A 25,536-nucleotide genomic window follows, 5' to 3' on the forward strand; every position below is an offset into this window, starting at 1 on the left:
TTGAGAGTCCTATGTTAGCCAGCGTGGTGATTGCTTGTTACAAGCACGAGGCCTATCTCGAGCATTGTCTCGAGACGGTCTTCGACCAGACCTATCCCAAACTTGAGCTGATCATTGTCGACGACAATTCGCCGGACAACAGCTTCCAACTGGCCGAAAGGCTTCTGAAGCGGAAGTCGTTCGCAAAGCGTTTTGCATCATGCAAACTGCTCAAGAATCCCACCAACATGGGAGCTCACTTTACCTGGAATCGCGCGCTGTCGCTTGCAAAGGGCGACATGCTCTTCCTGCTCAACTCGGACGACGCGTTTTCGAAAGAGCGGGTCGAGACATTTGTCGGCCGCCATGGCGCTGAAAAGCTGTTCTTCGGCTTCTCCGCGATTGAACCAATCGACGAGAACGGGAAATCCATCAAGAGCTTTCAGTTTCCGGCGCGTCTCAGATACGCAACGAGCCAGGCGGTAAGCGCCGATCGCCCGCTGTCGTGGTCCTTTCTGGAGTCGCAGATCGCCGCCTCGACGGGAAATTTTGTGTTGAGCGCCGAACTATTGCGGCAGGCCGGGTGGTTCGCGGACCTCAAATATTGTCACGATTGGGAATTCGCGCTGCGCGCGATCACGATCGTCGAACCAAAATACGTGGAATCCGATCAATACATGTATCGATTGCATGCGACCAACAGCTTCCGTGGACTAAGTTCGGTGGCCGAAAGCGAAACGCGGGCTTGCATGCACAGCTATTCGCTGCGCGCGATGACGTCCAAGCCACCGAACGGGACCTGTCTCAGTCCGCTCAACATGGGGGAGGCGTTCTACAAGCTGATCAGGAACTACCCGAACTTCCGCTTCTGGATGCGGCAGCTTTACGCACCTTATCTTGCCGAGCACAGGACCGTGGAGCTGAACCAATGGACCGTCCCGGCTGAATGGCGTTAGCACAACGCGGCTGACGCCATCACGCGCCAAGTCACGGCTGACGCCAGGTCGGAGCTGAAGAAGCGCGCGGGCGCCAGCCTCAGGGCGTCAGAGCTAGCAAAGGTTTGGCCTTTGCTTGGATTGCGGGTCTTTCAGGACCTTGCGCAAGGCCTCCAGGCGCTCGGTCTTGCAGGGCAAGGTGGGGACAAGCCATCCGCCTTCGTCGTTTTCGTTCCAGGCATAAATCAGGATCGCAGGAGACTTCATCTCACCCGGCTGAGCAGCCCTCCATTCGATCGAGCGATGTAGGTGATCCGACAGCTCTGCCCCGGTCGGCGCAATGAAGGAGTTTTCCATTCCGACGCCGGGGCGCTGCTTGGCTTCCCAAGGCACTGGGCGTTCGATGCGTGGACGGCGATCCCAACCGGTCATCACGGTGGGGATGACGGGAAGCCGGCTCTTGGCCAGTTCATTCCAGTCTCGCTCCGCGCCGCGCGTGAGGTCTGCGTAGGAACCGCGGACACTCCCGTATACTCCGGCATAGGAACTGACCGCGTCGGCAGTCAGGAAAGCGCCCTGTTCATTGAGCAGTTTCTTGTCACCGGTGAGCACCAGGTACGGATCTCCGTGTCCTGCGGCTTTTACACGCGCTCTGAATTGCTCGATCTGGGCTCGAAGGTTCTCGAACCCACCCCATCGTTTTTCAACGTCGGCAATATGTATGAAGCCGAGAAAATACAGCGGTCTTCCGCCCGCTACTTTCAGGTAGTTGCTGTCGCCCATGAGTTTGACGTGTTCGTCAATCAGCGGGCTGACCTTGTCGTGGGAGCCCCATCGAGGGAACTCGGTAAAGATGCAGTACGAAATCTCATTCTTGATCGGGCTTTCCCTGAAGATTTTCAGAGCCCTCGACATCGGATCGGCGGAGCCGTAGGCGACAAACGCCCAGTAGTCGATGCCTGCGAAAACGGCCTGCTTGATTTCCTTGTCGATCGTCTGTTGCGTAATCTCCGGAAAGGCAATCTCACTGCGGCTCTTTCCAGTGGTCTCCTTCGCAAAGAATGGAACCCGCCAATGGTACTGCTGCGGAGAGAGCGATGTTTCAACCGCCTTCGTTGGCGTTGATCCGGGCGCATACCAGGCGTCCCACCGTAGCGCGCCCACCAGAGGCCGGTCGGTGCGCGTAGCCACTTGCTGGGCGGCGAGGGTGCGCGTAACCGTGTAGCTAAGGGCTCCAGCTGAGCCCAGGGCCAGAAACAATCGTCGTGTCAGCATCTTCGAGCGCTCGCCGTTGTTTTCCCAAACATCCTGTTGATTCTCTTCAAAAACGCCCTAATGATCCACTGACAGTGCGGCTAATGATTGGCCAAACTTTTTCTGCGCGATGAGCTTAGATTGGCTAAAACCAGTCGATGTTGATTGCAACGCACAGGGACCGTGTTTGATGCAGCTGGTTGCATGGGAAAATGAATCTACTGCGATTTGCGATCGCATCCGGAGCAGCCGTGGAGCGCTCAAGATCGTTCTCAAGACCAAGGATGATCCGTTTTTCCTTGCGGATTGGGTGGACCATCACAGGAAAATCGTCGGCGATGCGAACCTGATCATTTTTGACAACGGATCTTCCGACAGCAAGGTCTTGTCGGTTTACGAAGAGCTGGGGCCGGACTTGCTGATCGCGAGTTTCGGCGGATTTCACAACAATCTGCACAATCCCAAAAACTTCGAGGAGCTTTACACCAGCCTGTCGGCTTCTTCCGATTTCCATTGCTTCCTGGATACGGACGAGTTTCTGGCGTTCTATGATGGCGAGCGCTTCACGAGCGACGCTTCAATATTGCGTCACCTGAGCGACAAGGACGGTGGTGCGTTTATCCCGTCGACTTGGCTGTACAACGCGCCTTCCTATCGCGACAGAATGTTGTGCGGCACCGATTTGGGCACGCTCCGGAATGGCCTCACCTGGGGTAAGCCGTTGATCCGATCGGCTGCCGCGCCTTTCTCGGGAGAGGTGAATCACAACTGCCAGATCGCCAAGGGAAAGAAGGCCCCCGCGCCGTTGTTCGGATTTTTCCTGCTGCACATGGCGACCTTGTCGCCCGCGCAGAGGATCCGCGCCAATCTAAACAAGCTGATTGCCCGCGGATTCATGCAGCGCGGGGACTCCCTTGAGAAAGTATTGGAGCGGGATTTATCGCGGGCGACAGAGAACGAGAAGCTGTACGTGACCGAGATCAAGCGGATGCTCTCTCTTCGAGAAGATCGCGGTCCCGAGACGGCTCCGTTGGGAACCGGGTCGATGCGAATTGATCAGTCGGGCAAAGTTGAATTTGCGTCGCCCACCGAGGAGCGCGTCTTTGCCGAGTTCGCCGCATCCTTTGACGCGCTATGCGCGCAAACACTGCCTTCTTGAGGTTGGATCTGCCCGCTTCGCCGGGGCATTGCCGCCTTTAACGCCCAGGCGGCAAGCCATGGTGCAACGTCGCCTTTGACGTCTATCGGGAGAGCTCGCCGGTCAGGACGGCTCTCCGCTGAACGACTGAAGGATGGCTTCGGCAGCCTCTCTTTTCGCAAGCGGCATGAAGAACGACATATCGCCGGCCGTCGCGATTTCGCGAGCGATCTCTCTGACGCAGTGATAGGCGGGGCGAGAGCTGAAGTCGTGCATGCCGATGATTGCAGTTGGGCCGCAATGCAGGACGATCTGGGCGAAGCATGCGACCCTGAAACGACCGTCGACGAGATACAGATCAGCATTGGCGCTTCGCGGCGTTTCCCAGATGGTCGAGTGATAGTCCGGCCAACGCGGCTTTGTTGATGGGTCGACCGGGAAACCCCAATCGCCAGTCCGTCCGATGTCGATGAACGTCAAATGAGGCTTCGTACGCGCTGCGGCGCAAGCACGATCCACCTGATCCAGCCAGTCCTGTGAGGAATCGATCGACAATATCGAGTTCGTGACGTGCTTTGAGGCGATGACCGTACTTCCGCCTGTGCCGAATTCGACGTAATCGCGGCTATTTCTCACAAACGACAAGAACAGTTCCGCTTCTTCCCGCGACATTCTTGGTAGCAATTGACGTCTCCTCGTTGTTCGCAGCCCCTGGGACAGTTTCTCCTCAGCGGGGGCGTTGGACGTGTCCGATGCCGGCACGTCTTTGCATATTCAGGCCGCGCCGCAGTTCATCAACGCCAGGTCGTCCCCGCCGAGGCACGGTCGCCAAGGCCTGCGTCCTTGCACCCGATCGGCCGGACATCTTCCGGCCGAGGGGTATTCCGCAAGTCCCACGATGTTCGGCGCTGCCACCGTTGCTGATGATCCTCGGTGATCGGCGACTATTGGTTCAGGCCGACACGCTCCACCTTGTAGCCGCCCTCCAGGATGGAACGCCACCAGGGTTGCTCGTCGACATACCAGCGCACGGTCTTGGCGATGCCGGTCTCGAAATTCTCTTCGGCGCGCCAGCCGAGCTCGGTTTCGAGCTTGGTGGCGTCGATGGCGTAGCGGCGGTCGTGGCCGGGCCGGTCGGCGACGAAATTGATCAGCTGGCGGCGCGGGCCTGCTGCGGCCGGCACGACCTCGTCGAGCAGGTCGCAGATGCTCTCGACCACGTGCAGGTTGGTGCGCTCGTTGCGGCCGCCGACATTGTAGGTCTCGCCGACCTCGCCGCGCTCCAGCACCAGCGTCAGCGCCTTGGCGTGATCCTCGACGAACAGCCAGTCGCGGATGTTCTTGCCGTCGCCATAGACCGGCAGCGGCTCGCCGGCGAGCCCCTTGATGATCATGTGCGGGATCAGCTTTTCCGGGAAGTGATAGGGGCCGTAATTGTTGGAGCAGTTGGTCACCAGGGTCGGCAGCTCGTAGGTCTCGCGCCAGGCCCGCACCAAATGATCGGACGATGCCTTGCTGGCCGAATAGGGCGAGTTCGGCGCATACGCCGTGGTCTCGGTGAACAGCCCTTCGTCGCCGAGCGAACCGAACACCTCGTCGGTCGAGATATGCAGGAAGCGGAACCGGTCGCGCTTCTCGGGCGAGAGCGAACGCCAGTGACGCAGCGTCTCCTGCAGGATCGTGAAGGTGCCGACGATGTTGGTCTGGATGAATTCGCCGGGGCCGTCGATCGAGCGGTCGACATGGCTTTCCGCGGCAAGGTTCATCACCGCATCGGGCTGATATTTCTCGAACAGCCGGCGCAGGTTCTGTGCCTCGCAGATGCAGGCCTTCTCGAAGGTGTAGTTCAGGCTTTCGGCGGCACGGGGCAGGGAGGCCAGGTTTGCCGCGTAGGTCAGCTTGTCGATGTTGACGACGCGGGCGTGGGTGTCGCGCAGCAGGTGACGGACCACGGCGGAGCCGATGAAGCCGGCGCCGCCGGTGACGAAAATCGTCGATCCCTTAAACCGCATGTTTGAATACCTCCGCCGCGCGCGGCTCGCCGTGGAATGAGCGGTAGACCGACAGCAGGTACTCGCCGTAGCTGCTCTTGGCGGTCTTCTGTGCCACCCTCGCGAAGGCTTCGAGCGAGATGTAGCCCTGGCGCAGCGCGATCTCCTCGGGGCAGGCGATGCGCAGGCCCTGGCGCTGCTCCAGGATCTGGACGAAGTGACTGGCTTCGACCAGCGAGGAATGGGTGCCGGTGTCGAGCCAGGCAAAGCCGCGGCCGAGCACCTCGACATAGAGGTCGCCGCGCTCGAGATAGGCCTTGTTGACGTCGGTGATCTCGATCTCGCCGCGCGGCGATGGCCTGATGCCGGCCGCGATGTCGACCACATCATTGTCGTAGAAGTAGAGGCCGGTGACCGCGACGTTAGACTTCGGCCGCTTCGGCTTCTCCTCGATCGAGAGTGCCCGGCCGGTGCCGTCCAGCTCGATCACGCCGTACTGCTCCGGCGCGTTCACGACGTAGCCGAACACGGTGGCGCCTTTCTTGCGGATCGAGGCGGCGGACAGCATGCTCGGCAGGCCGTGGCCGTAGAAAATGTTATCCCCTAACACAAGGGCAACAGAGTCATCGCCGATGAAGTCGCGTCCGACGATGAAGGCGTCGGCAAGACCCCGCGGAGTCTCCTGCGTGGCATAGGCGAACCGGACACCCATCTCGCTGCCGTCGCCGAGCAAGCGCTGGAACAGCGGCTTGTCCTGCGGCGTGGAAATGATCAGGATATCGCGGATTCCGCCCAGCATCAGCGTCGACAGCGGATAGTAGATCATCGGCTTGTCGAAGACGGGCAGCAGTTGCTTGGAGACGACTGTCGTCACCGGATAGAGGCGCGAGCCGGTGCCACCGGCAAGGATAATGCCTTTCATGGTCCCTCACAATTTGACTATCAGAACATAACATATAGCGTGCGCTGCACAAGTTTGTTATGAGAGGGAAATTAACATTTCAAGCGCGTCAAACTGGAACAAATGTTAGATGAACGTCATCAAGACCGAGCTTCCTGAAGTCCTGATCGTCGAGCCGAAGCTGTTCGGCGACCAGCGCGGCTTCTTCCTCGAGACCTACCAGTCTCCGCGTTATGTCGAGCACGGCATCACGCGTCCCTTCGTGCAGGACAACATGTCCCGCTCGGCCTATGGCGTGCTGCGCGGGCTGCATCTGCAAAACCCGCTCACCCAGGGCAAGCTCGTGACCGTGCTGCGCGGCAAGGTGCTGGACGTTGCCGTCGACGTGCGCGTCGGCAGTCCGAATTTCGGCAAGCATGTCGCGGTCGAATTGAGCGAGGACAACCGCCGGCAATTATGGGTGCCGCGCGGCTTCGCCCACGGCTTCGTGGTGCTCTCGGAGACCGCCGACTTCTTCTACAAATGCGATGATTTCTACAGCCCCAAGGACGAGCTCTCGATCCGGTGGAATGATCCCGCGATCGGGATCAAATGGGGCGTCGACAAGCCACAGCTGTCGGCCAAGGATGCGGACGCGCCGCTCCTGGCCGACGCCAGCAATCTTCCGACCTATGGACAAATCTGATGCGGATCTTGTTGACGGGAACACGCGGCCAGGTTGGCAGTGCGCTCAAGCCTCTGCTGGAAAGCCACGGCACGATCATCGCGCCGCCCACCGTGGAGTTCGATCTGTCGAAGCCGGAGATGTTGACGAGCCAGCTTGAGAGTCTGAAGCCCGATCTCATCATCAATCCGGCGGCCTATACCGCCGTCGATCGCGCCGAGGACGAGCGTGAGCTGGCGTTCCTGGTCAACGCCAAGGGACCTGAAGTAATCGCCAAATGGGCCGCGGCGAACCGCGTGCCGCTGGTGCATTTCTCCACGGACTACGTCTTCAATGGTTCGGGCGACAGGCCGTGGCGCGAGGACAGCCCGACCGAACCGCTGTCGGTCTACGGCGCCAGCAAGCTTGCCGGCGATGCCGCGATCCAGGCGGCGGGCGGGGCGCATCTGATCGCGCGCACCTCGTGGGTTTATGCCGCAAAGGGCACGAATTTCCTGCGCACCATCGCGCGGCTCGCCGGCGAGCGTAAGGAGCTGCGGATCGTGGCCGATCAGATCGGTGCGCCGACCACGGCATCAGCGATCGCCAGTGCGGTCGCCGGCATCGTCCTGCCGAACCTCACCACGTTGCACGATCAGCTCGTGCGCAGGGGTGGTGTCGTCAATCTCGTTTGCGCCGGCGAAACCAGCTGGCACGGCTTCGCAACCGCCATTGTCGGCGGGCTGAGGTCTCGCGGCGTCACGCTGGCGGTCGAGAATATCGCTCCGATCGCAGCGGCCGATTTTCCGACCAAGGCGGTGCGTCCGGGCAATTCGCGGCTGGACTTGTCGCGGCTGCAGGCGCAGTTCGGCGTGGCGATGCCGACGTGGCAGGAAGCGCTGGCGCGCGAACTGGATGCATTTGTCCAGCTCGGCGCGCCCGCCCACGCCTAGAGCGTTTTCGAGCGAAGTGAATGCCGGTTCGCGTGAAGAAAACGCGTCAAAACAAGAATCTAGAGCCCCGTTCCGATTCCATCGGAACGGGAAAAGCTCTAGGGCGGCTTCGGAAGTGGATGCCGGTGCGCGTGAAAAAATCGTGTCAGACAAGAAGAGAGCCTTGGTTCTGATTTGATCAGAACCAAGGCTCCAGGATTGAACCGACCGGCGGCTATCGTCGCCAGGTGGGAGCGCTCAGCGCGGCCGACCGATGCTGTCGTAGGTGAAGCCGTGCGTGGCCATCTCGTCCGGACGGTAGATGTTGCGCAGGTCGACGACGACCGGATGCTTCATCTCCTGCTTGATGCGCTTGAGATCGAGCGCGCGGAACTGGCGCCACTCGGTCACGATCACCAGCGCATCCGCCTGGCGCGCGCATTCATAGGCATCCTTGCAGTACTCGATTTCCGGCAATTCCTTGCGCGCCTGCTCCATGCCGATGGGATCGTAGGCGCGAACCTTGGCGCCGAAGTCGATCAGGCCGTTGATCAGCGGGATCGAGGGGGCCTCGCGCATGTCGTCCGTATCGGGCTTGAAGGTCAGGCCGAGCACGCCGATGGTCTTGCCGCGCAGCTCTCCGCCGAGCACGTTGGCGACCTTGCGCGCCATCGCGCGCTTGCGGTTGTCGTTCGCGGTCAGCGTGGCTTCGACGATTTTCAGCTGGACGTCGTGGTCGAGCGCGGTCTTGAACAGCGCACGGGTGTCCTTCGGAAAGCAGGAGCCGCCATAGCCGGCGCCGGCATGCAGGAACTTGGTTCCAATCCGGTTGTCGAGCCCGATGCCGCGCGCGACCTCCTGCACGTTCGCCCCGACCTTCTCGGAAAGATCGGCGATCTCGTTGATGAAGGTGATCTTAGTGGCAAGGAAGGCATTTGCGGCGTATTTGATCAATTCAGCCGTGCGTCGCGCGGTATAGAGGATCGGCGCCTGGTTGAGATAGAGCGGACGATAGACTTCGCCCATCACCCTCTTGGCCCGATCATCCTCGGTGCCGACGACGATCCGGTCGGGATGGCGAAAATCCTGGATTGCGGCGCCTTCGCGCAGAAATTCGGGGTTCGACGCAACGGCGAAATCGGCGTCGGGATTGGTTTCGCGGATCAGGCGTTCAACCTCGTCGCCGGTGCCCACGGGCACGGTCGACTTGGTCACCACCACGGTGAACTTCTTGAGCGCCGCGCCGATCTCCTTGGCGGCAGCATAGACGTAGCTCAGGTCCGCATGGCCGTCGCCGCGCCGCGAGGGCGTTCCAACCGCGATGAACACGGCATCGGCGTCCGCGACGGCGCCCGCGAGCTCCGTCGTGAAGGTCAGCCGTCCGGCCGCGGCGTTGGTCTCGACGAGCTTATCGAGGTCAGTTTCGTAGATCGGGATCTTGCCGCGCTTCAGGGCTTCGATCTTGCCGGCGTCCTTGTCGACGCAAACGACCTGATGGCCGAAATCGGCAAAACACGCTCCGGACACGAGACCTACATATCCCGTTCCAACCATTGCAATCTTCATGAATCCGCTCGTCGATCAGTGTGGAGAGGAGGAGTTAGCACTAGCACAAATGGCGCCGATAACGCCAAGTTTTATAGCGCATAGTTTGTGTTGGAGCTCGGCGGCTTTTTGTGCAAACGGTGATCGCCGAAGTGCAGCTGAGCGCCCGTTAGTCACCTCGGGCGCACCATGGACACATTCTCAACTTGAAATCGACCGACAATCGAGCCGCCGTTTCAGGGGTGGACATGAGCACGAAGACGATTGGCAAGCAGAAGCCCTCGGGAGCTGAATACGCGTCGTTGCAGACGCAGTTCTCCAGATACGATCGCACGACGTTTTCCGGGTTCGTCTATGATCGCGCCGATCTCGGCCGACGCTACACCGTCGACCTGCTCGTCGACGGCGAGCCATACATGTCATCATTGTGTGACGAGTTTGTAACGGAGCTTGCCGACGCCGGGATCGGCGATGCGCGATTTGGCTTTACCTTCAACGTGCAGGATCAGGTCAGCGCGAACGCCACGATCATTGAGGCAAGGCTGGCAAATATCGGCAGTCCCGTCGGGGCTCCGATTCGTTGCGATGTCGCCGCGCCGGAAGCGCGCTGGCATCGGATCGGCGATATCGAGTGGGTCGGAGGTTTGCGCTTCGAAGGCTGGCTTGCTCAGGACATCGACGAGGACATCGAAATCCTGATCGCGCAACGCCCGGTGATGACCGTGAAGCCGACCGGGTGGACCAACGTCGCGCGGGGCGGCGAGTTCGGCGTCGGCCGCCGGATCGATTTTCATCTGCCCGAGCATTTTGCGGACGGTCGCATGCGCGGACTATCCGCGCGGACGATTTCGGGACGGAGCCTGATCTCGGAGCCGATTTCCTTTGTCGCTTTCGATCGCGGATTGGAGCAAACACTCGCGGATCTCGGGCGCTGGGATAGCGAGCGGCTTCGTGGAGAGCTGTTTGACCGGGTGCTGCCGGCCTCGATGCCGTTTCACGCCTATCGCGGCTGGAAAGAGCGCTTCTCGCCGACGACACGATCTGAACAGTCTGACGTCGCATCCGAGGCGGCGGTCGTCCTGATCGGCGATGTCAGGGTGGACGAGAGCATCGAAAGCCTCGAAGCCCAACGGCACTCGGCCTGGTCGGCGGTGTCCCTGCCGGCGCGGGCGTTTAGTCAATTCGATCCAAAAGCAGCGCGCGAGTTTGTCGAGGGCGATGCCGCCGGCAGCGCGTTCTTTGTGTTTTGCCTGAGCGGAACGATCCTTGCGGAAGATGCCTTGCAGCGCTTCGCCGATCTATTCGCATCCGAACCCGGCTGCGATATGGTCTATGGCGACGTCGAAGTTGCTGCGGGCGCCGGCGCTGTCTGGCCGCTGGCGTTCTCCGCATTCGATCTCGAGCGCGCGCTCGAGCAGGGCTATGGGGCGTATTGTTTTGCGATGCGTCGGGAGCCTGCCGTGGACGCGCTGCGATCGGCGACGTCGCTCTACGACATCTTCCTTTGCTGCGCGGAGCCGGATCGAACGTATCATCTTCCGGGATCGGTTGCGGCATTGCCGCGGATTGATGCATCGGCCGCAACCTCCGAACTGGTCGCCGCAAGTAAGGCGTATTTTGCCAGGGCTGGCATCGAGGCCAATGTCGAGCCGCGAAAAGCAGGCCTTCTTCCGGCCGTTCAGGTCAAGCGCGCCGTCGATTGGAGCGAGCGCACCACCATCATCATTCCGACCAGAAATCGCGCCGAGCTGCTCAAGCGATGCATCGAGACGGTCATGCCGGCGGCAAATGAGACGAACGCCCGGATCCTTGTCGTCGACAACAGCTCAACCGAGCCGGAAACGCTGGACTATCTGGATGGCCTGTCCGCGCAGGAAATCGATGTCATCTCGGTCGAAGGGCCCTTCAACTTCGCATCCATCAACAACGCCGCCGTCGCTTGCGTCGATACCGAGAACATCTGCTTTCTCAACAATGACGTCGAGGCGCTCGACGACAGCTGGTTGGCGGAGATGCTGTGGCGGCTCGCCGCTCCCGACGTCGGAGCCGTCGGTGCAAAGCTGCTCTGGCCGAGCAGCGTCGTGCAGCACGGCGGAGTGGTGCTGGGGGCCAATTTCTCGGCCGCGCACGCCTTCAACGACCGGATGGATGGCGATCCCGGCTATGGCGATCTGCTTCAGGTGGCGCACGAATGTTCGGCGGTGACGGGGGCGTGCCTGCTGATGCGCAAGCGCGATTTCGTGGCCGTCGGCGGCATGGACGAGATCCGCTTTCCGATCAGCTTCAACGATATCGATCTGTGCCTGAAGCTGCGCCAGCTCGGAAAGCGGATCGTGTTCACGCCGGACGCGAAACTCGTTCATCTGGAGTCGGCAAGCCGCGGCCGCGATTCCGCGCCGGATCGCAGGGCACGCTTCAGGCGCGAGCTGTCGATCCTGCGCGCGAAATGGGGAGAGGTGCTGCTCGACGATCCCTATTACAGCCCGCTGCTGGGGCTGGATTCGACGCCGTTCTCCTCGCTTGCATGGCCGCCGCGATCATGGAAGCCGCGCGCCAACCTGCCGCCGGTGCCGACCGCTCCTCCGATCGGGTTGTAGCAGGACGTCCTCCACCACCCAGTCGCATACGGCAGCAATCGTTGCATCGCCATCAAGGCCTGGCTGCAGCTTCAGGTCCGTGCTTCGGCCACGGCCCGGTGGAGTCGGACTCCATTCCGTCGCGGCGATCGGCAGCCCGGTTGCCTGCAGCGCGTCCACCAATGGATGACCAAACGCCGGTTCGCCGATGTCGAGAACCAATTTCGTGATGCCGTGACCTTCGATCAGCGTGGCGACGTCGTCAACGGCAATATCGCCGGTGACGATGACATTGGTGCGCTGCATCAGCTTGAGATCGTCGAGGGTACTCCCCAGCACGATCATCTCGACGTCTTCGTTGGCGTCGGCCAGTTGATCGCTCAATGCTCGTATGAAGCGAAATTCCGTGGCGTTGGCGTGCAGGACCAGCAGGCCGAGACGGGCGGGGCCGCTCACGGCGGGATACAGCACCGGCGGCGCGGGCGGGTTGCTCAGCTTTACGACTTGCAAGCCGAGAACGGCTTCCGAAAAGGCTGCGCCGTCGTCACCGATCGCAGTCACGCGCCGCGCCCCGGCGACCAGGCTCGTCCAATCCGGATGAACGCCTGATCCAGCCACGGCGCGCATTGCAAGCGCGGTGTCGGTGATCAGGAGGTCGTAGGCAAAGCGTTGCGTGAGCTGCACCATGCAGGCGCCGGGAATGCGGTTCGGCTCTGCGATCTCGAGCGACCGGATTCCGAGATCGGCGAGAGACGTCAGAAGAGCTTCGCGGCCTTCAGGCGTCGCAACGTCGAGTGCGATCGACTGCGGCGCTCCGCCATCCGGATCGAACATCGCAGCCAGCTGGCGTTGTCCCTCCGAGCGGATCTGCACGACCAGGCCGTGCTGACCCTCTGCAGCCAGCTGCCGGCAGCGTTCGATGGCAATTGCGCGGCCGGCGAACGAGCCGCAGAGGATGACGGATGGGCCGGTGGCGACCTGCTGGTTCGTGAGCAGCTTGAGTTCAAGCGCGGCCCGGCAATCGCGGAGTGGATCGGCAAGCAGGAATGCGGCGCAGTCCGTCGCATAGCGCCGGTAACGGTGTTCGAGAACGCGAAGATTCCGCATCACGAGCGAACGCTTCTCGCCAAGGAACGAGCGCGAGCCCTCGTGCCCGACGAAGACCGAAGGAATGCACACGTTGCGGAAGCCGGATTCCGCTGCGCGCAGGCAGAAGTCGACGTCTTCGAGATAGCCGCGATAGAAGTCGTCGGAGAGCTCGCGCACGGCGTCGAGGCATTCGCGGGTAATGTAGAGGCAGAACCCGATGCCGTTGGGGATGTCGATGGCAATCCCGGAATTTGCGCTGCCTGCAAGTTCGTCCAGCAATTCGATTTCGCCGGCCGCGGGCAGGGGATTTGACCGGTTCGGGATTGGAAAGCTGGTGTATTCGCCGTTGTTCGAGAGCGGGGTCGCCGTGCCCACGCGCGGCGTCGATTGCACGGCGCTTCGCAGGCGTTGCAGCGCGTATTTCGGCACGATCGTGTCCGAATTCAGCAGCACGACGTCGCCGGCGCCGGTCTCGCCGAGCGCGCGGTTGACCGCGCCGACGAAGCCGAGATTGTGCTCGTTGGTCAGGAGCCGGATGCGGAACTCGGCGGCGAGCTCGTTGAGCAGGCGCTTGATGTCGGGCTCGGGCGAGGCATCATCCACAACGACGATGGTCGAGCCCGGCGTGCAGGCGAGCGCATTCAACGCGCTGTCGATGCAGGCTCGTGTCGCGGCCAGATCCCGGTATACCGGGATGATGATGGTGAGCGGAGGAGGTTCGCCGTTTCGAAGGCGAGCCGGCCGGCGTGGTGCGGCCCGGTGATCCGGAACGCGGTTGGCCGGGAGTTGAACACTTGCGATCACCCGGTCCGCCTGCGTGATCTGCAGGCGCTGCGAGGTCGCGGACGCGGGCCGTATCAGACGGAAGCTCGCGGCCTGTCGTCCGTCACGCGCGAATCTGTGGCGTGGATCGGCGGGAAGCTGGATCGTGCTGGATTGATCCGCCTGCGCCAGCGAAAGGTGCGGGTCGTCCGGCCCGCGCCACGTCACCCATCCCTTCACCTCTTCATCGAGAAAGTCGATGCGGGCGCAGCTGTCCTGGCCGCTCTGTTCGAGCAGCAGCAGGGCGCCCCTGACCGAATCCGGATCGTCATCACGCCGCGTGACGCTTCGCGCCGCCTCGATCTGCTGAAGGTCGTCGCCCCAAGCCATCATTCGCCGGGCAGCGACCAGATCGTCCGGCTCGAGCTCGAGCGCCCTCGCGACGCCGGCGATCGCCGCATCCCTGAGATCGAGATGAAACAGTGCTTCCGCGCGCAGTAGATGCGCGCGGGCGCCCGGATGCGGCAGGATCCGGCAGCGGCGGTCGGCGAGCGCGAACGCCAAGCGGAAATCACGCGCCTCGAGCGCCCCGACAGCGGCCCGCTCGAGATCGACGTGGTGGAGCGTTTTGGACGTAAAGGCGATCCTGCGCGCGTCGGCGGTCAAGTGGCGCCCTTATCTGCCCGCATGGTCAGCCTGCCGTCTTGACGGCGCCCTGCCGGCTCCGGAACACGCGCACCCGTCCCTCGAGGCGTGGTTCCTCGTGGCGCGGCATCGGAGCGGCGGGCTCGACCCGCCTCGGCTGCTGGGGCGCGAGAGGGGCTGCCTGCACCCGGCGCTCCTCGAGGTTGAGCTTGAGGCCCACCAGCGGTTCCCGTCCCGAAGGACCCGACACCACGATCCGGTTCCCGGTGACCCGCAGGGCCGGAGCCCCCAGGAAGATGGTTTCAGCCGCGATGGCGTAGCGATCCGCACCGGGACCCGTGGCCTCCAGCGAGAACCCCGTGATGGCCAATGCGCGTCCCCGGGTTCCGGCAAAGGTTCCGAGCGGAACGAACTGGTTGTCGCCCCGCTGCGGCCTGGCGAACTTGACGGCATATTGCAGCTGGAGATCGTGCGGCTTGTTGGGCCATTCGAGGGAAATTCCCTCGATCCGCGCCGGAGCGGACGGTCCGGCAATCCAGACATTCGAGCCGACCGTCACGTCGCCCAGGCCCGCGACATGTGCGAGCAGCTTGAGGTCGCTCAATTCGCCGGGGCCGGCCTCCGGCTCGAACATGTCGAATGGCTGGCTGGCCGGCTGCTCAGCCGGTTGTCCCTGGGTCAGCGGCTCGATCTTGATATTGGCGGCGGTCGACCCGCCGACGCGCCCTGCGGTGACCTCGACGATCAGGCGGCTCGGCCGGGCGACCGACACGACCAGCGCGGTCTCGGGCGCGAACAGGGTTCCATTGACCACGTCCGGTCCGGTAATGATATTACAATTGTTAAGGCTGGCGCGATCCGCGTATACGCGCACCACCGGAGGTGACACCTTATCATCTGCGCCATTGTACCGAACCAGGAAGAGACCCCGTGCCAGATCAATGGTTTTCTGCTGAATCTGTTCGTTCATTGTCGCCTGCGAGCCTAACGGAATGGATTGATAAGTCTCCTGCAGTGTGCCCCAAAAATCTGTGTGATAGAAGGGGGCTTAATGTTAATCCGGTAAGATAGTTTTGCTCGCCAATCGATGACACACCGCCGGTGATGATGCAGACCCTGACCCCAATCGAAGACCGCGCGGCCGGGGGGCGCGCTCGCCCGCCAATGAACGTCCTGTTCGTCCACAATAATTTTCCAGCCCAGTATCGCCACATTGCGCGCGCGCTCGCAGAGCAGCCCGGCAACAGGGTCGTTGCCGTCGGTTCATCGACCGCCAGCACGACGCCGGATATCCGGCTGCTCAAATATTCGACGACCAAGACGGATTCCGCGGTCGTCCATCCGTTCGCCCGGCGCTTCGATGTCGAATCGCGGCGTGCCGAAGAGGTTCTGTACGCGCTGTCGTCGCTGTCGGGGCAGGGCTTCGTGCCCGACCTGATCTTCGCGCATCCCGGTTGGGGCGAGACGCTGCCGCTGCGCACGATGTTTCCGCGCGCGCGGATCATCCTCTACTGCGAATTCTATTACGGTGCCGAGGGCAGGGACGTGGGCTTCGATCCCGAGTTTCCCATGACGGGCCTTGATGGCAACGTCGCACTCCATCTGAAGAATGCGACCACGCTGCTGGCGCTCACCGAATGCGATACGGGCGTTTCGCCGACGCCATGGCAGAGATCGACCTTTCCCGCCGAGTTTCAGAGCAAGATCGAGGTCATCCACGAGGGCGTCGACACCGACGAGGTGAAGCCCAATCCGGTCGCGCGGTTTCAGCTTCCGAACGGTGCGACGTTGTCGGCGGACGACGAGGTGATCACCTACGTCTCGCGCAACCTCGAGCCGGTGCGCGGATTCCATGTCTTCATGCGGTCCCTGCCGAAGATCCTCGCCACGCGGCCGAATGCGCAGGTTGTGATCGTCGGCGGCAGCGGGACATCCTACGGCGCGAATCCGCCCAAGGGTTCGAGCTGGAAGTCGATGTTCCTGGACGAGATCAAGTCGGATATCGACCTGCGCCGGGTGCATTTCCTCGGCCGGATTCCTCGGGAACCGTATCTCGAGCTGCTGCAGATTTCCTCGGTGCACGTCTATCTGACCTATCCCTTCGTGCTGTCCTGGTCGCTGCTGGAGGCGATGAGCGCGGGATGCGCGGTGGTGGCATCCGACACCGCCCCGCTTCGCGATATCATCTCGGACGGCAACGGCCTGCTGGTGCCGTTTTTTGATATTGATGCGCTGTCGGATCAGGTAGTCTCGGTGCTGTCACGGCCCAAGGCCTTCAAGAAGATGCGGATGAAGGCGCGTAGCTTCGTGCGGGACAATTACGACGCAAAGCGGGTCTGTCTGCCGCGGATGCTGACGCTCGTTGATGAAGGTGTCCTCCCGCGCTCGTACGGGGGATAACGCCAGGAGTTTGCGATGCCGCTTGTCATCTCGGTTGCCCAGCGCAAGGGCGGGGTCGGAAAGACGACCCTTGCGGTCTTGCTCGCCGCAGAACTGGATCGGCGCACGGGCGTCGTGGGACTGGTCGACGCCGACTCGCAGGCGTCAGCGTGTCACTGGGCCGAGCCCGGCAATCTGTCGTTCCCCGTCTACCAGCTTGATCCCGAAACCCGGCCGGTCGCCGAATGGGCCAAGCTGATGCGACAGATTCCGCATCAGATCATCGTGGTGGACTCCGCGCCGAACGATCGGGTGCTGGGCGCCGTGCTCGCGGTCGCCAATATCGTGCTGATGCCATGCACGCCGTCCGGCCTTGACATCGAGGCCACCGCGCGGACGCTCGACATCGTGCGGGAAGTGCGTGCCACGCGGCGAACGGCGCTCCGTGCCATGATCGTGCCGAACCGCGTCGACCAGCGCACGCTCGAAGGCCAACAGCTGATCGAGGAGCTCGATACGCTCGACGAGGAGATCGGGCCGATGATCGGCAGTCGCTCGGCCTATGTTCGCGCGGTCGCCTTGGGGCAATCGGTCGCCGATTTCGCCGGCGGTACGCCCGCGGATCTCGAGATCAAGATGCTCGCCGATCTCGTCATGAGTTGGTGCGGGATCGCTCCCAGGCAACGGGTGGCGATTTAACAGAGCGCGCCGGCGGCTTCACGTCAGGCTAACCATGCCGGCATGGGAACGAAAGACTTCGGGCCGCACTCAGCCCTTGATCTGACGTGTCCCGCCGAAAGGGCTTGGTTAACGGATTGCTCGCGCGCACCCTCGCATTTGAAACAAATGCCGCCGCGCGCTTGAGCCCAAGCTCAAGACATTTCCCGTACATGCTTCCCGTCACTGTGGGGAGTGAAGAATGTACAACGTCAAGAGAGTGATGGCCCTGGTTCTGGCTGTCCTTGCGCTCGGGACAAGCGCACAGAACACCCAGGCTGGAATGGTCGGCTTCCCGCTGCCGCTGCGCGGCGTGATCGAGAAGATCCGCTTCAGCGAGCCGACGCTGGCGCCCATGGCCTACACCATGTTCTGCATGCGCTATGCCGACGAGTGCAAGCCGAAAGCCCGCGCCCGGATGGTGTTCCGCGGCGGCGCCACACGCCTGACCAAGCAGCGCATCGCCGACCTGATCGAGGTCAACGCTTCGGTCAATCGAAGCATCGTGCCCCAGCGCAACGAACGCGGCCTTGCCGGCGAGGAATGGTTGATCAATCCGGCGCGCGGCGATTGCAACGATTATGCGGTCAGCAAGCGCCACGAGCTTTTGGCGCGCGGCTGGCCGATGCGCGACCTTCTGCTGAGCGAGGTGGTGACCTCCTCCGGCGAGCATCATCTCGTGCTGGTGGTCCGCGCCAGGGGTGGAGACATCGTGCTCGACAATCTGAATGCGCAGATCCGCAGCTGGTCGCAGGCGCGTTATCGTTGGGTCAGGATGCAGACCCCGGCGAACCCCGCTCACTGGGCCGCCGTCGCGCAGGCCGGCGCCTGAATTTCTGAACGAGCCCCATCGATCGAAAATGGCGCGGCGAGACATTTCGCCGCGCCATTTTTCGCATCAGAGACGATCGCCGAAGCGCTGCGGCGAAATTCCCGGAACGATTGGAGGCATTAACGGTTGACCCCGGTCCAACCCATCGAGGCATCGACATGAAGCTGGCCGGCCTTGTCACAATAGCGACGTTGGTCGTCGCCACCGTCCCCGCCCTTGCACAGGGCACCGGGCAGACCACGCAGGGCGCAACGCGCTATTCGATCGATGGACCGGGCGGCGGCGTTCCGACGTCGCGGCCGCAGGCGACCCAGCCGGTCCCGCCGGCAACACCGGCTTACCCTTACGGGAGACCGTCGCGGCACGCGCCGCCGGTCGGTCAACGGACCAACGTGCCGCTGGGGTCGCGTTAAGCGTTGCGTGACCAGCAAATCCGTTCGGTCTTAACGCTATTCCCATCGTCATTTTGCCGCCTCGGACGGAATGTCGTACCGATGCGATCACTGCGCCTGTTGAGGCGCGGGATTGGTTCGCGCAGGGCAACATTTTCAGATGGCGAGCAGGGGTTCGATCCTGATCACGGGTGGCGCGGGGTACATCGGGTCCCATTGCGCCAAGGCGGTTGCCGAGGCCGGGTTTCTGCCGGTCGTCTACGACAATTTGTCCACCGGTCACCGTGATTTCGTGCGATGGGGACCGCTCGTGATCGGCGATGTCGCCGACCATGACAAGATCGCCGCCACCATCCGCGAGCACAACGCGCTCGCCGTGATGCATTTCGCTGCGTTCAGTGCGGTCGGCGAGTCCGTGGCGGATCCGCAGAAGTACTTCACCAATAACGTTGCCGGCACGCTCGGCCTGCTGCGCGGCATGCGGGAGGCGGGTTGCGACCGCCTGGTGTTTTCCAGCACCGGCGCGGTCTATGGCAACGCCGGACGCGATCCAATTCCCGAAAGTGCCGCAGGTCCGACCGTCAATCCCTACGGCCGCTCCAAGTTCATGATCGAGCAGATCCTGGCCGACTACCGCGCGGCCTATCGGTTCAACTCGGTCTGCCTGCGCTATTTCAACGCCTGCGGCGCCGACGCCTCCGTCACCATCGGCGAGCTTCGCGATCCCGAGACGCATCTGATTCCGCGCGCGCTGATGGCGCTGCTGGGGCACGTGCCGGACTTTGCGATCTTCGGCGAAGACTATGACACGCCTGACGGCACCGCGGTGCGCGACTACATCCATGTCGACGACCTCGCGAGCGCCCATATCGCGGCGCTCGAACTGTTGCTGAAGGGCGACGCCGGCGGCGTGTTCAATCTCGGCACCGGCACCGGCTATTCGGTGCGCCAGGTGCTCGACGCGATCCGCGCCGAGACCGGTGAAGCGGTGCCGAGCGTGGTGCGCGAGCGCCGGGCCGGCGATCCGCCGATCCTGGTGGCCGATCCCTCCAGGTCGGAGCGCGGCCTCGGCTTCAAGGCGAGGCGGTCCGATCTCGGCTACATCATTCGCTCGGCCTGGGCCTGGCATCAGAAGGCGCATCCGCGCCGGCGGTAGTCCGCCGCGAGAGGCTCAGTTCAATGTGATGTAGTGCTGTTCGGCCAATCGTGCGAGGAACGGCATGTCGACAAGGCTTGCCACCAGGAAGACGGCGACCAGCGCCAGCACGAGCAGCATCAGGCCGCGCTCGCCATAGAGCTTCTCGGGTTTCTGCGCCGACGACCCCGGCGACGTCGACATCGAGAAGTAGGCGGTGAACAGCATCACCACCAGCGGCATCGCAAGGACATACTCGATGCGGTACTTCACCAGGAACACCGAGAGGAAGAACACCGAGAACAGCGAATAGCTGAGGCACGAGGCCGTCAGCGACACCTCGGTGTAGTGCGCGAAGCTCGCGCGGTAGCGTGCCAGAAGCTCCCTGCCATGGGACGCGGCGATTTCGCGATATTCGGACAGCCGCTTGGCCGCCATCAGGAACGCGCCGCCAAACCAGTAGCACAGGATCACCGAGCCGGGCGGCAGCGAGGTCGGGTCGATCATCGCCCAGCCGATCAAGAGCCGCAGCGGATTGTTGACGGATTCAGAGATGACGTCGAAATAGGCCTTGTCCTTGCTGCGCAGCGGCGGGACGTTGTAGACGATGCCCTGCAGGACGAAGATGCCGGTTGCGAACAGCATCAGGCGGCTGCTCGCAGATGCGCAGACGAGGCCGAGCGCGACCAGCAGCAGCCACTCGATTCCGATGATCTTGCCGTCCATCGCGCTCTGGACCGCGGAGCGCTGCGATTTGGTCGGGTGATGCCGGTCGAAGTCGCGGTCGAACCATTCATTGATCACATAATTGGCCGACGCGATGCAGATCGCGGCCACGAGGCCGAGGACGATCGCGCTTGCAACATGCTCGCCTCTCGGGCCGCGCAACAGCCAGGCGAGGACAATCCCGGGAACGATGAAGATGTGCTTGGTGCTGTGATCGAGCCGCAGGATGGCGAGGTATTGCCGAATGCTTGCAGCCGGCGGCTTGCTAGCTTCGACCTTGCTGTCCATCAGCGCCATCGCGCGGTCCTTTTTCTGTCGTCGTTGATCGATCGCCTAGTTGAGGAGGTAGACGTCGAAACTCTCGTCGGTCTTGGCGGGGCCGAAGCGGCGGAGCATCGTGGTCGCTTCGCGGAAATCGCGGATCTGCGCCGCTGAGGCACGGAACGTCCGCCAGTCCTTGCCTTCGTCGTAGATCCGGTCGGGCGTGATCTCGTCGAGCCGGTAGGCCAGCAGGACGATGACGGGCGCGCGGCTCGTGTCGCGAAGCTCGCGGGCAAGGCGCAGGGTCTCGCCGAGATCGCTGTCCATCTTGCCCTTGCGCGAGAAGATCACGACGCTGCCGAATTTGTGGTCGCGCGCGAGATAGGTCCGGTTCTTGACGTAATAGGGCAGCGCCTCGACCAACCATTCCGGCTCGCTGAGGATGACCGCGTTGCCCAGGTCGGCGCGCGAGGCGATCAGGCGGCCGAGATCGGCGCTGCGGCTCGCGACCACGCCGGTCGCGGCGTTGCGCAGATCGTTGATGCCTGCGGCGGTCTGGATCGCGAGCACCAGCAGGAGCGACACGCGTCCGATCGCCGGCAAGCGCCGGTCGAGCCATGCGCGAGAGACGGATGGCGGGGTGACTTTGCTCCAGCCGATCCAGTAAAGCGCGATCAGGAAGCTCAGCCAGACCGCGGCATGTCGGTAAGCGCCGTTGGCGGCGACGGCGAAGAACAGCGACGTCAGCAGCAGGGCGGCGATGGCGGCGAGGAAGGCCGGTCGCCGCGGCAGCAGCGCGAGCGTCGCGCCGAACAGCAGCACCGATCCCGCGACCCCCGGCAGCAGATTGGCAAACAGCGCGCCGAGCGATGTCGCGCCAGGGTTCACCAGGGAAAGGATTGCCGCCGCCAGCGGTGACTCGTGCGACCAATCCCGGGCCGCGGCATCATTATAGGTCGGCAGCATCGTCACGGCGCAGATGACGACGCCAATCGTCGCGATCGTTGCATTGATGGCGAAATTGGCGAGAGGCGGCGACCAGCGCCAGCCATGGCTCGCGAGTTGGGTGTCGAGCAGGTCGAGCAGCCAGAACAGCAGGAATGCGCCGGCCATGATCGCGCCGACGACGTTGCTGTTGGCGAGCAGGAATAGCAGCGCGCCGAGCAGCAAACCACGATCGCGGTGGGCCCGATAGCAGGCCGCGATCGCGAACAGGAACAGGGCCGAGATGCCGTAATTCCTGGCCATCACGACATATTCAAACAACAGCGCATGGCCCGTGATCAGCAGCAGGACCAACGGCCGCGGGAATGGCGACCGGAAGATCAGCAGTGCGACCGTGATGAGCCCGACCACGAAGGCGACGGCGGGCAGCACCTCGACCCGATCGAATACGGCATGCGCGCCGCGCAGCAGAAGGTACCAAAGGGCAGGGTGGCCCTCGCCATGCAACCCTCTCAGCATGGCGAACACATTGTCGCCGTTCAGGGCAATGGTGAGCGCGCGGACCTCGTCGCGCCACATCACGTGACGGCCGATCTGGAAGCCGACCAGCGCGACCCATCCTGCGAGGAGCAGGACGTCCGGCCAGGATCGGCGGTCCCGCTTGGGCGCGAACAACCGCTGGTCCAGGATGTGCAGAGAACGGGTCAATGAATCCTGCTGCTGCTCGGATTGGGACGGTCAAGCCGCGGTGTCATCCGCCGGCCTGGTGGTTTGTGTTAACAGTAAAATCCACATAGAATGTTGTAACATTATGGGCAAACCAGACTAACATTTATGACGCCGACGCCGGCCCAGAGAACGATCAGGGACATCGCTCCTGCGCACCCCGAGGTGGAGTTCGCGCTGGTGCTGGCGCGAACCATCGATTCCGTGAGCGCCGACCCGCAGCAGCTGCGCAGCGCGGTCTACGAGCTCGCGCGGCAGAAGCTTCAGCAGCTCGCGCACGAGGATCCGGCGGAGAAGCAGCGTCTGATGCAGGCGCTGGAAGTGGCGATCGAAGGCGTCGAAGCGCACACGAAGAGCAATGTGATCGAGAAATTCGAGGTGCCGCCGGCGCGGGCGCTGCCCGCATTCCTCGAGGCGACAGGTGCTGCGCGGCGGATCGAGGCGCCGCCCCGGATCGATGCCGAGGCGGCATTTGTCACGACCCTCGATCGCGTCGAGCCTGCCGCGGTGTCGCGCCGTCCGCGATGGTCGTCGTCGACGCCGCTGCGTTACGTCGTCATGCTGGCGTTCTTCGGGCTGATCGCGGCCGTTGTCCTGCTGCAGCAACGCGGCGTGTCATTGGCCGCGGCCCGCGCGATGATTGCCGGCACGCTGGCATCGGCGCCGCCTGAAACCCAAAGGCCGGCGGTGGTCGCGGCCGTGCCGGCGCCGGCCGTTGCGGCCGAGCCGCCGGCGCCGAGACGGCCGCTGCCGACCGCGTATGGCGTTTATGCCGAGAGCGGCGGCAAGCTCTACGAGGTGCAACTGATCCAGGGGCGTGCGCCGGATCCGCGGGTGGCGATCTCGGCGGCGATCACGCGGCCGAGCGAGACGATATTGCCGGACGGACATCTCCGCTTCATCGTGTTCCGGCGCGAGGGTGCCGGCGGCGCCTCCGATCCGATCGATGCGCGCCTGATCGCGCATGTGAGCCAGCAGACCACGTTCGACGCCACCGGCAAGCCGGTGGTTTCGCCGGGCGACGACAGCTGGGTGATCCGCAACATCTCGATCCCGTTCCGCGCGGCGCCGCTCAAGGACGATCCGCAGATGTTCGAGGTCCTGCCGCGCGACGACGCGCCGCTGCCGCCGGGGCGCTACGCGCTGATCCTGAAGGCCCAGGCCTACGATTTCACCGTCGAGGGCGCGGTGACCGACAAGCGGCACTGCCTGCAGCGGCTGGCAGCCGCGAATGGGGTGTTCTACTCGGAATGCGAGAAGCCGTGAGCGGGGTGTCCGTCCGGTTCAGCGCGGTGCTGGCGCTCCTGCTGGCGTCGAGTGCCGCCGTCGCCGCACCCGCTGCCGAGACCGCAAAGCGCTGCCTGCGCGCGGCCTACATGGTCTACCCCTACAAGCGACCGGGGGCCGTGCCGATGAATGGCGACCGGCTGCACTTCTTTCAGCAATGCATGGCGCAAGACGACATGAAGTCGGCGGAAGCGCCGAAGCGCGATTGAGCGTAATGCGCCGGCCGCTCAGCTCGCGGACTGCTCCACGCCCGGCCTCAGCCGGCCGAACTGGTTGCGCAGCACGAGCAGCATGAAGCGACCGACGCCGACGCCGGCGAGACCTCCCGCCACCTTGACGATCGCGTCGATCAGGCGGCCGTGACGGTCCGGTGTCAGGAATTGCATTGCTTCGAGCGTGAACGCGCTGAAGATCACAAAGAGCACGATCAGCGCGGTGCGACGCGGGTAGCCCAGCACGAAGGCCAGCGCCATCACGGCGAACGCCGCGAAATGCTCGATCTGCGGATGGAATAGCGAGGGACGGTCCTGGATCGGGGACAGTGTCACGAAGGCGATGAAGGCAAGCGCAAGCCAGCCTGCAATCACGCCGAACCTCCGTATTTTTGAAACAAGCAACGCGTTCTTCCCGGTCCATGTGCGCTCGGCGCGCCGCCGTTGAATTAGCGCATCGCTCGTGTCAGCGACATGAAAATGGTCGTCGAAGGTTAACTTGCAGGTCGACTGCAAATGACCCGACATGATGTCGGTGCCCTGGTCCGCCGGAAGGTTGCCAGCAACAATTGTCGTCAAGTTTAAGGTATCAAAATACCCTAAAATGAAACCCGATCTCACTTCGCGCGCATCTCATAGAGGGAACCAGGGGTGCTTGCGCGGGTTCCCGGGATGGTGCACCTGACGAAAAAATTAGCTGCGCCTTGCGGGTCCATTCATAAGCCGTTCACGGCGGGAAGCCTCATTTGATGCCGGATATCGCAATGCTCACTCTCGGAGGCCAATGTGCGTCTGCTCGTCGTTGAGGATGACCCGGATCTGAACCGCCAGCTCACCACCGCGCTGACGGACGCCGGCTATGTGGTCGATCGCGCGTTCGACGGCGAGGAGGGGCATTTCCTTGGCGACAGCGAGCCCTATGACGCGGTCGTGCTGGATATTGGCCTGCCGAAGATGGACGGTATTTCGGTGCTCGAGGCCTGGCGGCGGAACAAGCGGGTGATGCCGGTGCTGATTCTCACCGCGCGCGACCGCTGGAGCGACAAGGTTCAGGGCTTCGATGCCGGCGCCGACGATTACGTCGCCAAGCCGTTCCATCTCGAGGAGGTGCTGGCGCGGATCCGTGCGCTGCTGCGCCGCGCCACCGGGCATGCCCAGGTCGAGCTGAACTGCGGGCCGGTGGCGCTGAACACCCGCACCAAGCGGGTCACCGTCAACGGCAATCCGATCAAGCTGACCTCGCACGAGTACAATCTGCTCGACTATCTGATGCACCACACCGGGCGGGTGGTCTCGCGCACCGAACTGGTCGAGCATCTCTACGACCAGGACTTCGACCGCGACTCCAACACGATCGAGGTGTTCGTCGGGCGCATTCGCAAGAAGCTGGAAGTCGATATCATCCAGACCGTTCGCGGCCTCGGCTACATGCTGTCGCCGCCGACCTAATATTACAGTTGCATTTCATTCGGTGTCATCGTCCGCGAAAGCGGACGATCCAGTATTCCGAGACGCCGATGTTTTATCGAGGGGC

General features: G+C 62.9%; 24 protein-coding genes. 14 read left to right on the top strand and 10 right to left on the bottom strand.

Annotated elements, in window-relative coordinates:
• Window positions 1-11: 11 nt before the first annotated feature.
• Window positions 12-935: a glycosyltransferase family 2 protein gene (locus QJT82_RS00535; protein ID WP_028345291.1), complete on the top strand. Its 924-nt coding sequence runs from the start codon at window positions 12-14 to the stop codon at window positions 933-935.
• Between the two features lie 93 nt (window positions 936-1,028).
• On the opposite strand, the gene QJT82_RS00540 is transcribed toward QJT82_RS00535, so the two are convergent.
• On the bottom strand, window positions 1,029-2,189 hold the full coding sequence (locus tag QJT82_RS00540; protein WP_264641914.1) for a hypothetical protein: 1,161 nt from the start codon (window positions 2,187-2,189) through the stop codon (window positions 1,029-1,031).
• A 169-nt stretch (window positions 2,190-2,358) separates the two neighbouring features.
• Here QJT82_RS00540 and QJT82_RS00545 point away from each other — a divergent pair, with 169 nt between their 5' ends.
• Window positions 2,359-3,327 (top strand): hypothetical protein, encoded by a 969-nt coding sequence (locus tag QJT82_RS00545; protein ID WP_028345289.1) that lies wholly within the window; start codon window positions 2,359-2,361, stop codon window positions 3,325-3,327.
• A gap of 102 nt (window positions 3,328-3,429) precedes the next feature.
• On the opposite strand, the gene QJT82_RS00550 is transcribed toward QJT82_RS00545, so the two are convergent.
• The 3 genes from QJT82_RS00550 to rfbA form a co-directional block, all read right to left on the bottom strand.
• Window positions 3,430-3,978, bottom strand: a complete 549-nt coding sequence (locus tag QJT82_RS00550) for a hypothetical protein (RefSeq protein WP_051448221.1) — start codon at window positions 3,976-3,978, stop codon at window positions 3,430-3,432.
• Between the two features lie 272 nt (window positions 3,979-4,250).
• A complete protein-coding gene (gene rfbB, locus QJT82_RS00555; protein ID WP_028345287.1) occupies window positions 4,251-5,318 on the bottom strand; it encodes a dTDP-glucose 4,6-dehydratase in 1,068 nt (355 codons plus the stop codon).
• Entirely contained in the window at window positions 5,308-6,219 is a 912-nt protein-coding gene (gene rfbA / locus QJT82_RS00560; RefSeq protein WP_028345286.1) for a glucose-1-phosphate thymidylyltransferase RfbA, read from the bottom strand. Before rfbA ends, rfbB begins: the two co-directional genes overlap by 11 nt.
• A gap of 109 nt (window positions 6,220-6,328) precedes the next feature.
• On the opposite strand from rfbA, the gene rfbC reads away from it, so the two are divergent.
• Both rfbC and rfbD read left to right on the top strand, forming a co-directional pair.
• The gene (gene rfbC, locus QJT82_RS00565; RefSeq protein WP_016841672.1) at window positions 6,329-6,883 is read left to right on the top strand and encodes a dTDP-4-dehydrorhamnose 3,5-epimerase; all 555 of its coding nucleotides are present in this window, start codon (window positions 6,329-6,331) and stop codon (window positions 6,881-6,883) included.
• On the top strand, window positions 6,883-7,794 hold the full coding sequence (gene rfbD / locus QJT82_RS00570) for a dTDP-4-dehydrorhamnose reductase (protein WP_028345285.1): 912 nt from the start codon (window positions 6,883-6,885) through the stop codon (window positions 7,792-7,794). Before rfbC ends, rfbD begins: the two co-directional genes overlap by 1 nt.
• 237 nt (window positions 7,795-8,031) lie before the next feature.
• On the opposite strand, the gene QJT82_RS00575 is transcribed toward rfbD, so the two are convergent.
• Entirely contained in the window at window positions 8,032-9,339 is a 1,308-nt protein-coding gene (locus tag QJT82_RS00575) for a UDP-glucose/GDP-mannose dehydrogenase family protein (RefSeq protein WP_028345284.1), read from the bottom strand.
• Between the two features lie 227 nt (window positions 9,340-9,566).
• On the opposite strand from QJT82_RS00575, the gene QJT82_RS00580 reads away from it, so the two are divergent.
• Window positions 9,567-11,915 (top strand): glycosyltransferase family 2 protein, encoded by a 2,349-nt coding sequence (locus QJT82_RS00580; RefSeq protein WP_028345283.1) that lies wholly within the window; start codon window positions 9,567-9,569, stop codon window positions 11,913-11,915.
• Here QJT82_RS00580 and QJT82_RS00585 read toward each other — a convergent pair.
• Window positions 11,856-14,138: a glycosyltransferase family 2 protein gene (locus tag QJT82_RS00585; protein ID WP_338139845.1), complete on the bottom strand. Its 2,283-nt coding sequence runs from the start codon at window positions 14,136-14,138 to the stop codon at window positions 11,856-11,858. The two genes, QJT82_RS00580 and QJT82_RS00585, sit on opposite strands and share 60 nt — an antisense overlap.
• Window positions 14,139-14,264: 126 nt before the next feature.
• On the opposite strand from QJT82_RS00585, the gene QJT82_RS00590 reads away from it, so the two are divergent.
• The gene (locus QJT82_RS00590; protein WP_245288975.1) at window positions 14,265-14,453 is read left to right on the top strand and encodes a hypothetical protein; all 189 of its coding nucleotides are present in this window, start codon (window positions 14,265-14,267) and stop codon (window positions 14,451-14,453) included.
• Here QJT82_RS00590 and QJT82_RS00595 read toward each other — a convergent pair.
• The gene (locus QJT82_RS00595; RefSeq protein WP_028345282.1) at window positions 14,437-15,360 is read right to left on the bottom strand and encodes a hypothetical protein; all 924 of its coding nucleotides are present in this window, start codon (window positions 15,358-15,360) and stop codon (window positions 14,437-14,439) included. The two genes, QJT82_RS00590 and QJT82_RS00595, sit on opposite strands and share 17 nt — an antisense overlap.
• 194 nt (window positions 15,361-15,554) lie before the next feature.
• On the opposite strand from QJT82_RS00595, the gene QJT82_RS00600 reads away from it, so the two are divergent.
• The 5 genes from QJT82_RS00600 to galE all read left to right on the top strand — a co-directional run bounded on the left by QJT82_RS00600 (window position 15,555) and on the right by galE (window position 19,866).
• Window positions 15,555-16,790: a glycosyltransferase family 4 protein gene (locus QJT82_RS00600; RefSeq protein ID WP_028345281.1), complete on the top strand. Its 1,236-nt coding sequence runs from the start codon at window positions 15,555-15,557 to the stop codon at window positions 16,788-16,790.
• A 15-nt stretch (window positions 16,791-16,805) separates the two neighbouring features.
• Window positions 16,806-17,468 (top strand): ParA family protein, encoded by a 663-nt coding sequence (locus tag QJT82_RS00605; protein WP_028345280.1) that lies wholly within the window; start codon window positions 16,806-16,808, stop codon window positions 17,466-17,468.
• A gap of 220 nt (window positions 17,469-17,688) precedes the next feature.
• On the top strand, window positions 17,689-18,318 hold the full coding sequence (locus tag QJT82_RS00610; protein ID WP_028345279.1) for a transglutaminase-like cysteine peptidase: 630 nt from the start codon (window positions 17,689-17,691) through the stop codon (window positions 18,316-18,318).
• 158 nt (window positions 18,319-18,476) lie between these two features.
• Window positions 18,477-18,731, top strand: a complete 255-nt coding sequence (locus QJT82_RS00615; RefSeq protein ID WP_028345278.1) for a hypothetical protein — start codon at window positions 18,477-18,479, stop codon at window positions 18,729-18,731.
• Window positions 18,732-18,870: 139 nt separating this feature from the next.
• Window positions 18,871-19,866, top strand: a complete 996-nt coding sequence (gene galE / locus QJT82_RS00620; protein WP_028345277.1) for a UDP-glucose 4-epimerase GalE — start codon at window positions 18,871-18,873, stop codon at window positions 19,864-19,866.
• Between the two features lie 15 nt (window positions 19,867-19,881).
• On the opposite strand, the gene QJT82_RS00625 is transcribed toward galE, so the two are convergent.
• Both QJT82_RS00625 and QJT82_RS00630 read right to left on the bottom strand, forming a co-directional pair.
• Complete coding sequence (locus QJT82_RS00625) at window positions 19,882-20,868, bottom strand: UbiA family prenyltransferase (protein WP_028345276.1); 987 nt, start codon at window positions 20,866-20,868, stop codon at window positions 19,882-19,884.
• Between the two features lie 36 nt (window positions 20,869-20,904).
• Window positions 20,905-22,485 carry a hypothetical protein gene (locus QJT82_RS00630; protein ID WP_028345275.1) on the bottom strand — a complete coding sequence of 527 codons (1,581 nt, stop codon included), beginning with the start codon at window positions 22,483-22,485 and terminating at the stop codon, window positions 20,905-20,907.
• A gap of 126 nt (window positions 22,486-22,611) precedes the next feature.
• Here QJT82_RS00630 and QJT82_RS00635 point away from each other — a divergent pair, with 126 nt between their 5' ends.
• A complete protein-coding gene (locus tag QJT82_RS00635) occupies window positions 22,612-23,769 on the top strand; it encodes a hypothetical protein (protein WP_264641913.1) in 1,158 nt (385 codons plus the stop codon).
• Window positions 23,766-23,999, top strand: a complete 234-nt coding sequence (locus tag QJT82_RS00640) for a hypothetical protein (RefSeq protein WP_244620843.1) — start codon at window positions 23,766-23,768, stop codon at window positions 23,997-23,999. Before QJT82_RS00635 ends, QJT82_RS00640 begins: the two co-directional genes overlap by 4 nt.
• A gap of 18 nt (window positions 24,000-24,017) precedes the next feature.
• Here the strand turns inward: QJT82_RS00640 and QJT82_RS00645 are convergent, their stop codons facing one another.
• Window positions 24,018-24,377 carry a VanZ family protein gene (locus QJT82_RS00645; protein ID WP_179077249.1) on the bottom strand — a complete coding sequence of 120 codons (360 nt, stop codon included), beginning with the start codon at window positions 24,375-24,377 and terminating at the stop codon, window positions 24,018-24,020.
• 411 nt (window positions 24,378-24,788) lie between these two features.
• On the opposite strand from QJT82_RS00645, the gene QJT82_RS00650 reads away from it, so the two are divergent.
• Window positions 24,789-25,451 (top strand): response regulator transcription factor, encoded by a 663-nt coding sequence (locus tag QJT82_RS00650; RefSeq protein ID WP_016841655.1) that lies wholly within the window; start codon window positions 24,789-24,791, stop codon window positions 25,449-25,451.
• Window positions 25,452-25,536 lie beyond the last annotated feature (85 nt).

Origin of the sequence: Bradyrhizobium sp. Mp19 (assembly GCF_029952935.1) — a bacterium.
Lineage (GTDB): Bacteria > Pseudomonadota > Alphaproteobacteria > Rhizobiales > Xanthobacteraceae > Bradyrhizobium > Bradyrhizobium elkanii.

Excerpts from the sequence above, each read along its gene's own strand:
- QJT82_RS00535 (WP_028345291.1), top strand. The coding sequence starts at position 12 with ATGTTAGCCAGCGTGGTGATTGCTTGTTACAAGCACGAGGCCTATCTC.
- QJT82_RS00540 (WP_264641914.1), bottom strand. The coding sequence starts at position 2,189 with ATGCTGACACGACGATTGTTTCTGGCCCTGGGCTCAGCTGGAGCCCTT.
- QJT82_RS00545 (WP_028345289.1), top strand. The coding sequence starts at position 2,359 with ATGCAGCTGGTTGCATGGGAAAATGAATCTACTGCGATTTGCGATCGC.
- QJT82_RS00550 (WP_051448221.1), bottom strand. The coding sequence starts at position 3,978 with ATGTCGCGGGAAGAAGCGGAACTGTTCTTGTCGTTTGTGAGAAATAGC.
- rfbB (WP_028345287.1), bottom strand. The coding sequence starts at position 5,318 with ATGCGGTTTAAGGGATCGACGATTTTCGTCACCGGCGGCGCCGGCTTC.
- rfbA (WP_028345286.1), bottom strand. The coding sequence starts at position 6,219 with ATGAAAGGCATTATCCTTGCCGGTGGCACCGGCTCGCGCCTCTATCCG.
- rfbC (WP_016841672.1), top strand. The coding sequence starts at position 6,329 with ATGAACGTCATCAAGACCGAGCTTCCTGAAGTCCTGATCGTCGAGCCG.
- rfbD (WP_028345285.1), top strand. The coding sequence starts at position 6,883 with ATGCGGATCTTGTTGACGGGAACACGCGGCCAGGTTGGCAGTGCGCTC.
- QJT82_RS00575 (WP_028345284.1), bottom strand. The coding sequence starts at position 9,339 with ATGAAGATTGCAATGGTTGGAACGGGATATGTAGGTCTCGTGTCCGGA.
- QJT82_RS00580 (WP_028345283.1), top strand. The coding sequence starts at position 9,567 with ATGAGCACGAAGACGATTGGCAAGCAGAAGCCCTCGGGAGCTGAATAC.
- QJT82_RS00585 (WP_338139845.1), bottom strand. The coding sequence starts at position 14,138 with ATGATGGCTTGGGGCGACGACCTTCAGCAGATCGAGGCGGCGCGAAGC.
- QJT82_RS00590 (WP_245288975.1), top strand. The coding sequence starts at position 14,265 with ATGCGGCAGGATCCGGCAGCGGCGGTCGGCGAGCGCGAACGCCAAGCG.
- QJT82_RS00595 (WP_028345282.1), bottom strand. The coding sequence starts at position 15,360 with ATGAACGAACAGATTCAGCAGAAAACCATTGATCTGGCACGGGGTCTC.
- QJT82_RS00600 (WP_028345281.1), top strand. The coding sequence starts at position 15,555 with ATGAACGTCCTGTTCGTCCACAATAATTTTCCAGCCCAGTATCGCCAC.
- QJT82_RS00605 (WP_028345280.1), top strand. The coding sequence starts at position 16,806 with ATGCCGCTTGTCATCTCGGTTGCCCAGCGCAAGGGCGGGGTCGGAAAG.
- QJT82_RS00610 (WP_028345279.1), top strand. The coding sequence starts at position 17,689 with ATGTACAACGTCAAGAGAGTGATGGCCCTGGTTCTGGCTGTCCTTGCG.
- QJT82_RS00615 (WP_028345278.1), top strand. The coding sequence starts at position 18,477 with ATGAAGCTGGCCGGCCTTGTCACAATAGCGACGTTGGTCGTCGCCACC.
- galE (WP_028345277.1), top strand. The coding sequence starts at position 18,871 with ATGGCGAGCAGGGGTTCGATCCTGATCACGGGTGGCGCGGGGTACATC.
- QJT82_RS00625 (WP_028345276.1), bottom strand. The coding sequence starts at position 20,868 with ATGGCGCTGATGGACAGCAAGGTCGAAGCTAGCAAGCCGCCGGCTGCA.
- QJT82_RS00635 (WP_264641913.1), top strand. The coding sequence starts at position 22,612 with ATGACGCCGACGCCGGCCCAGAGAACGATCAGGGACATCGCTCCTGCG.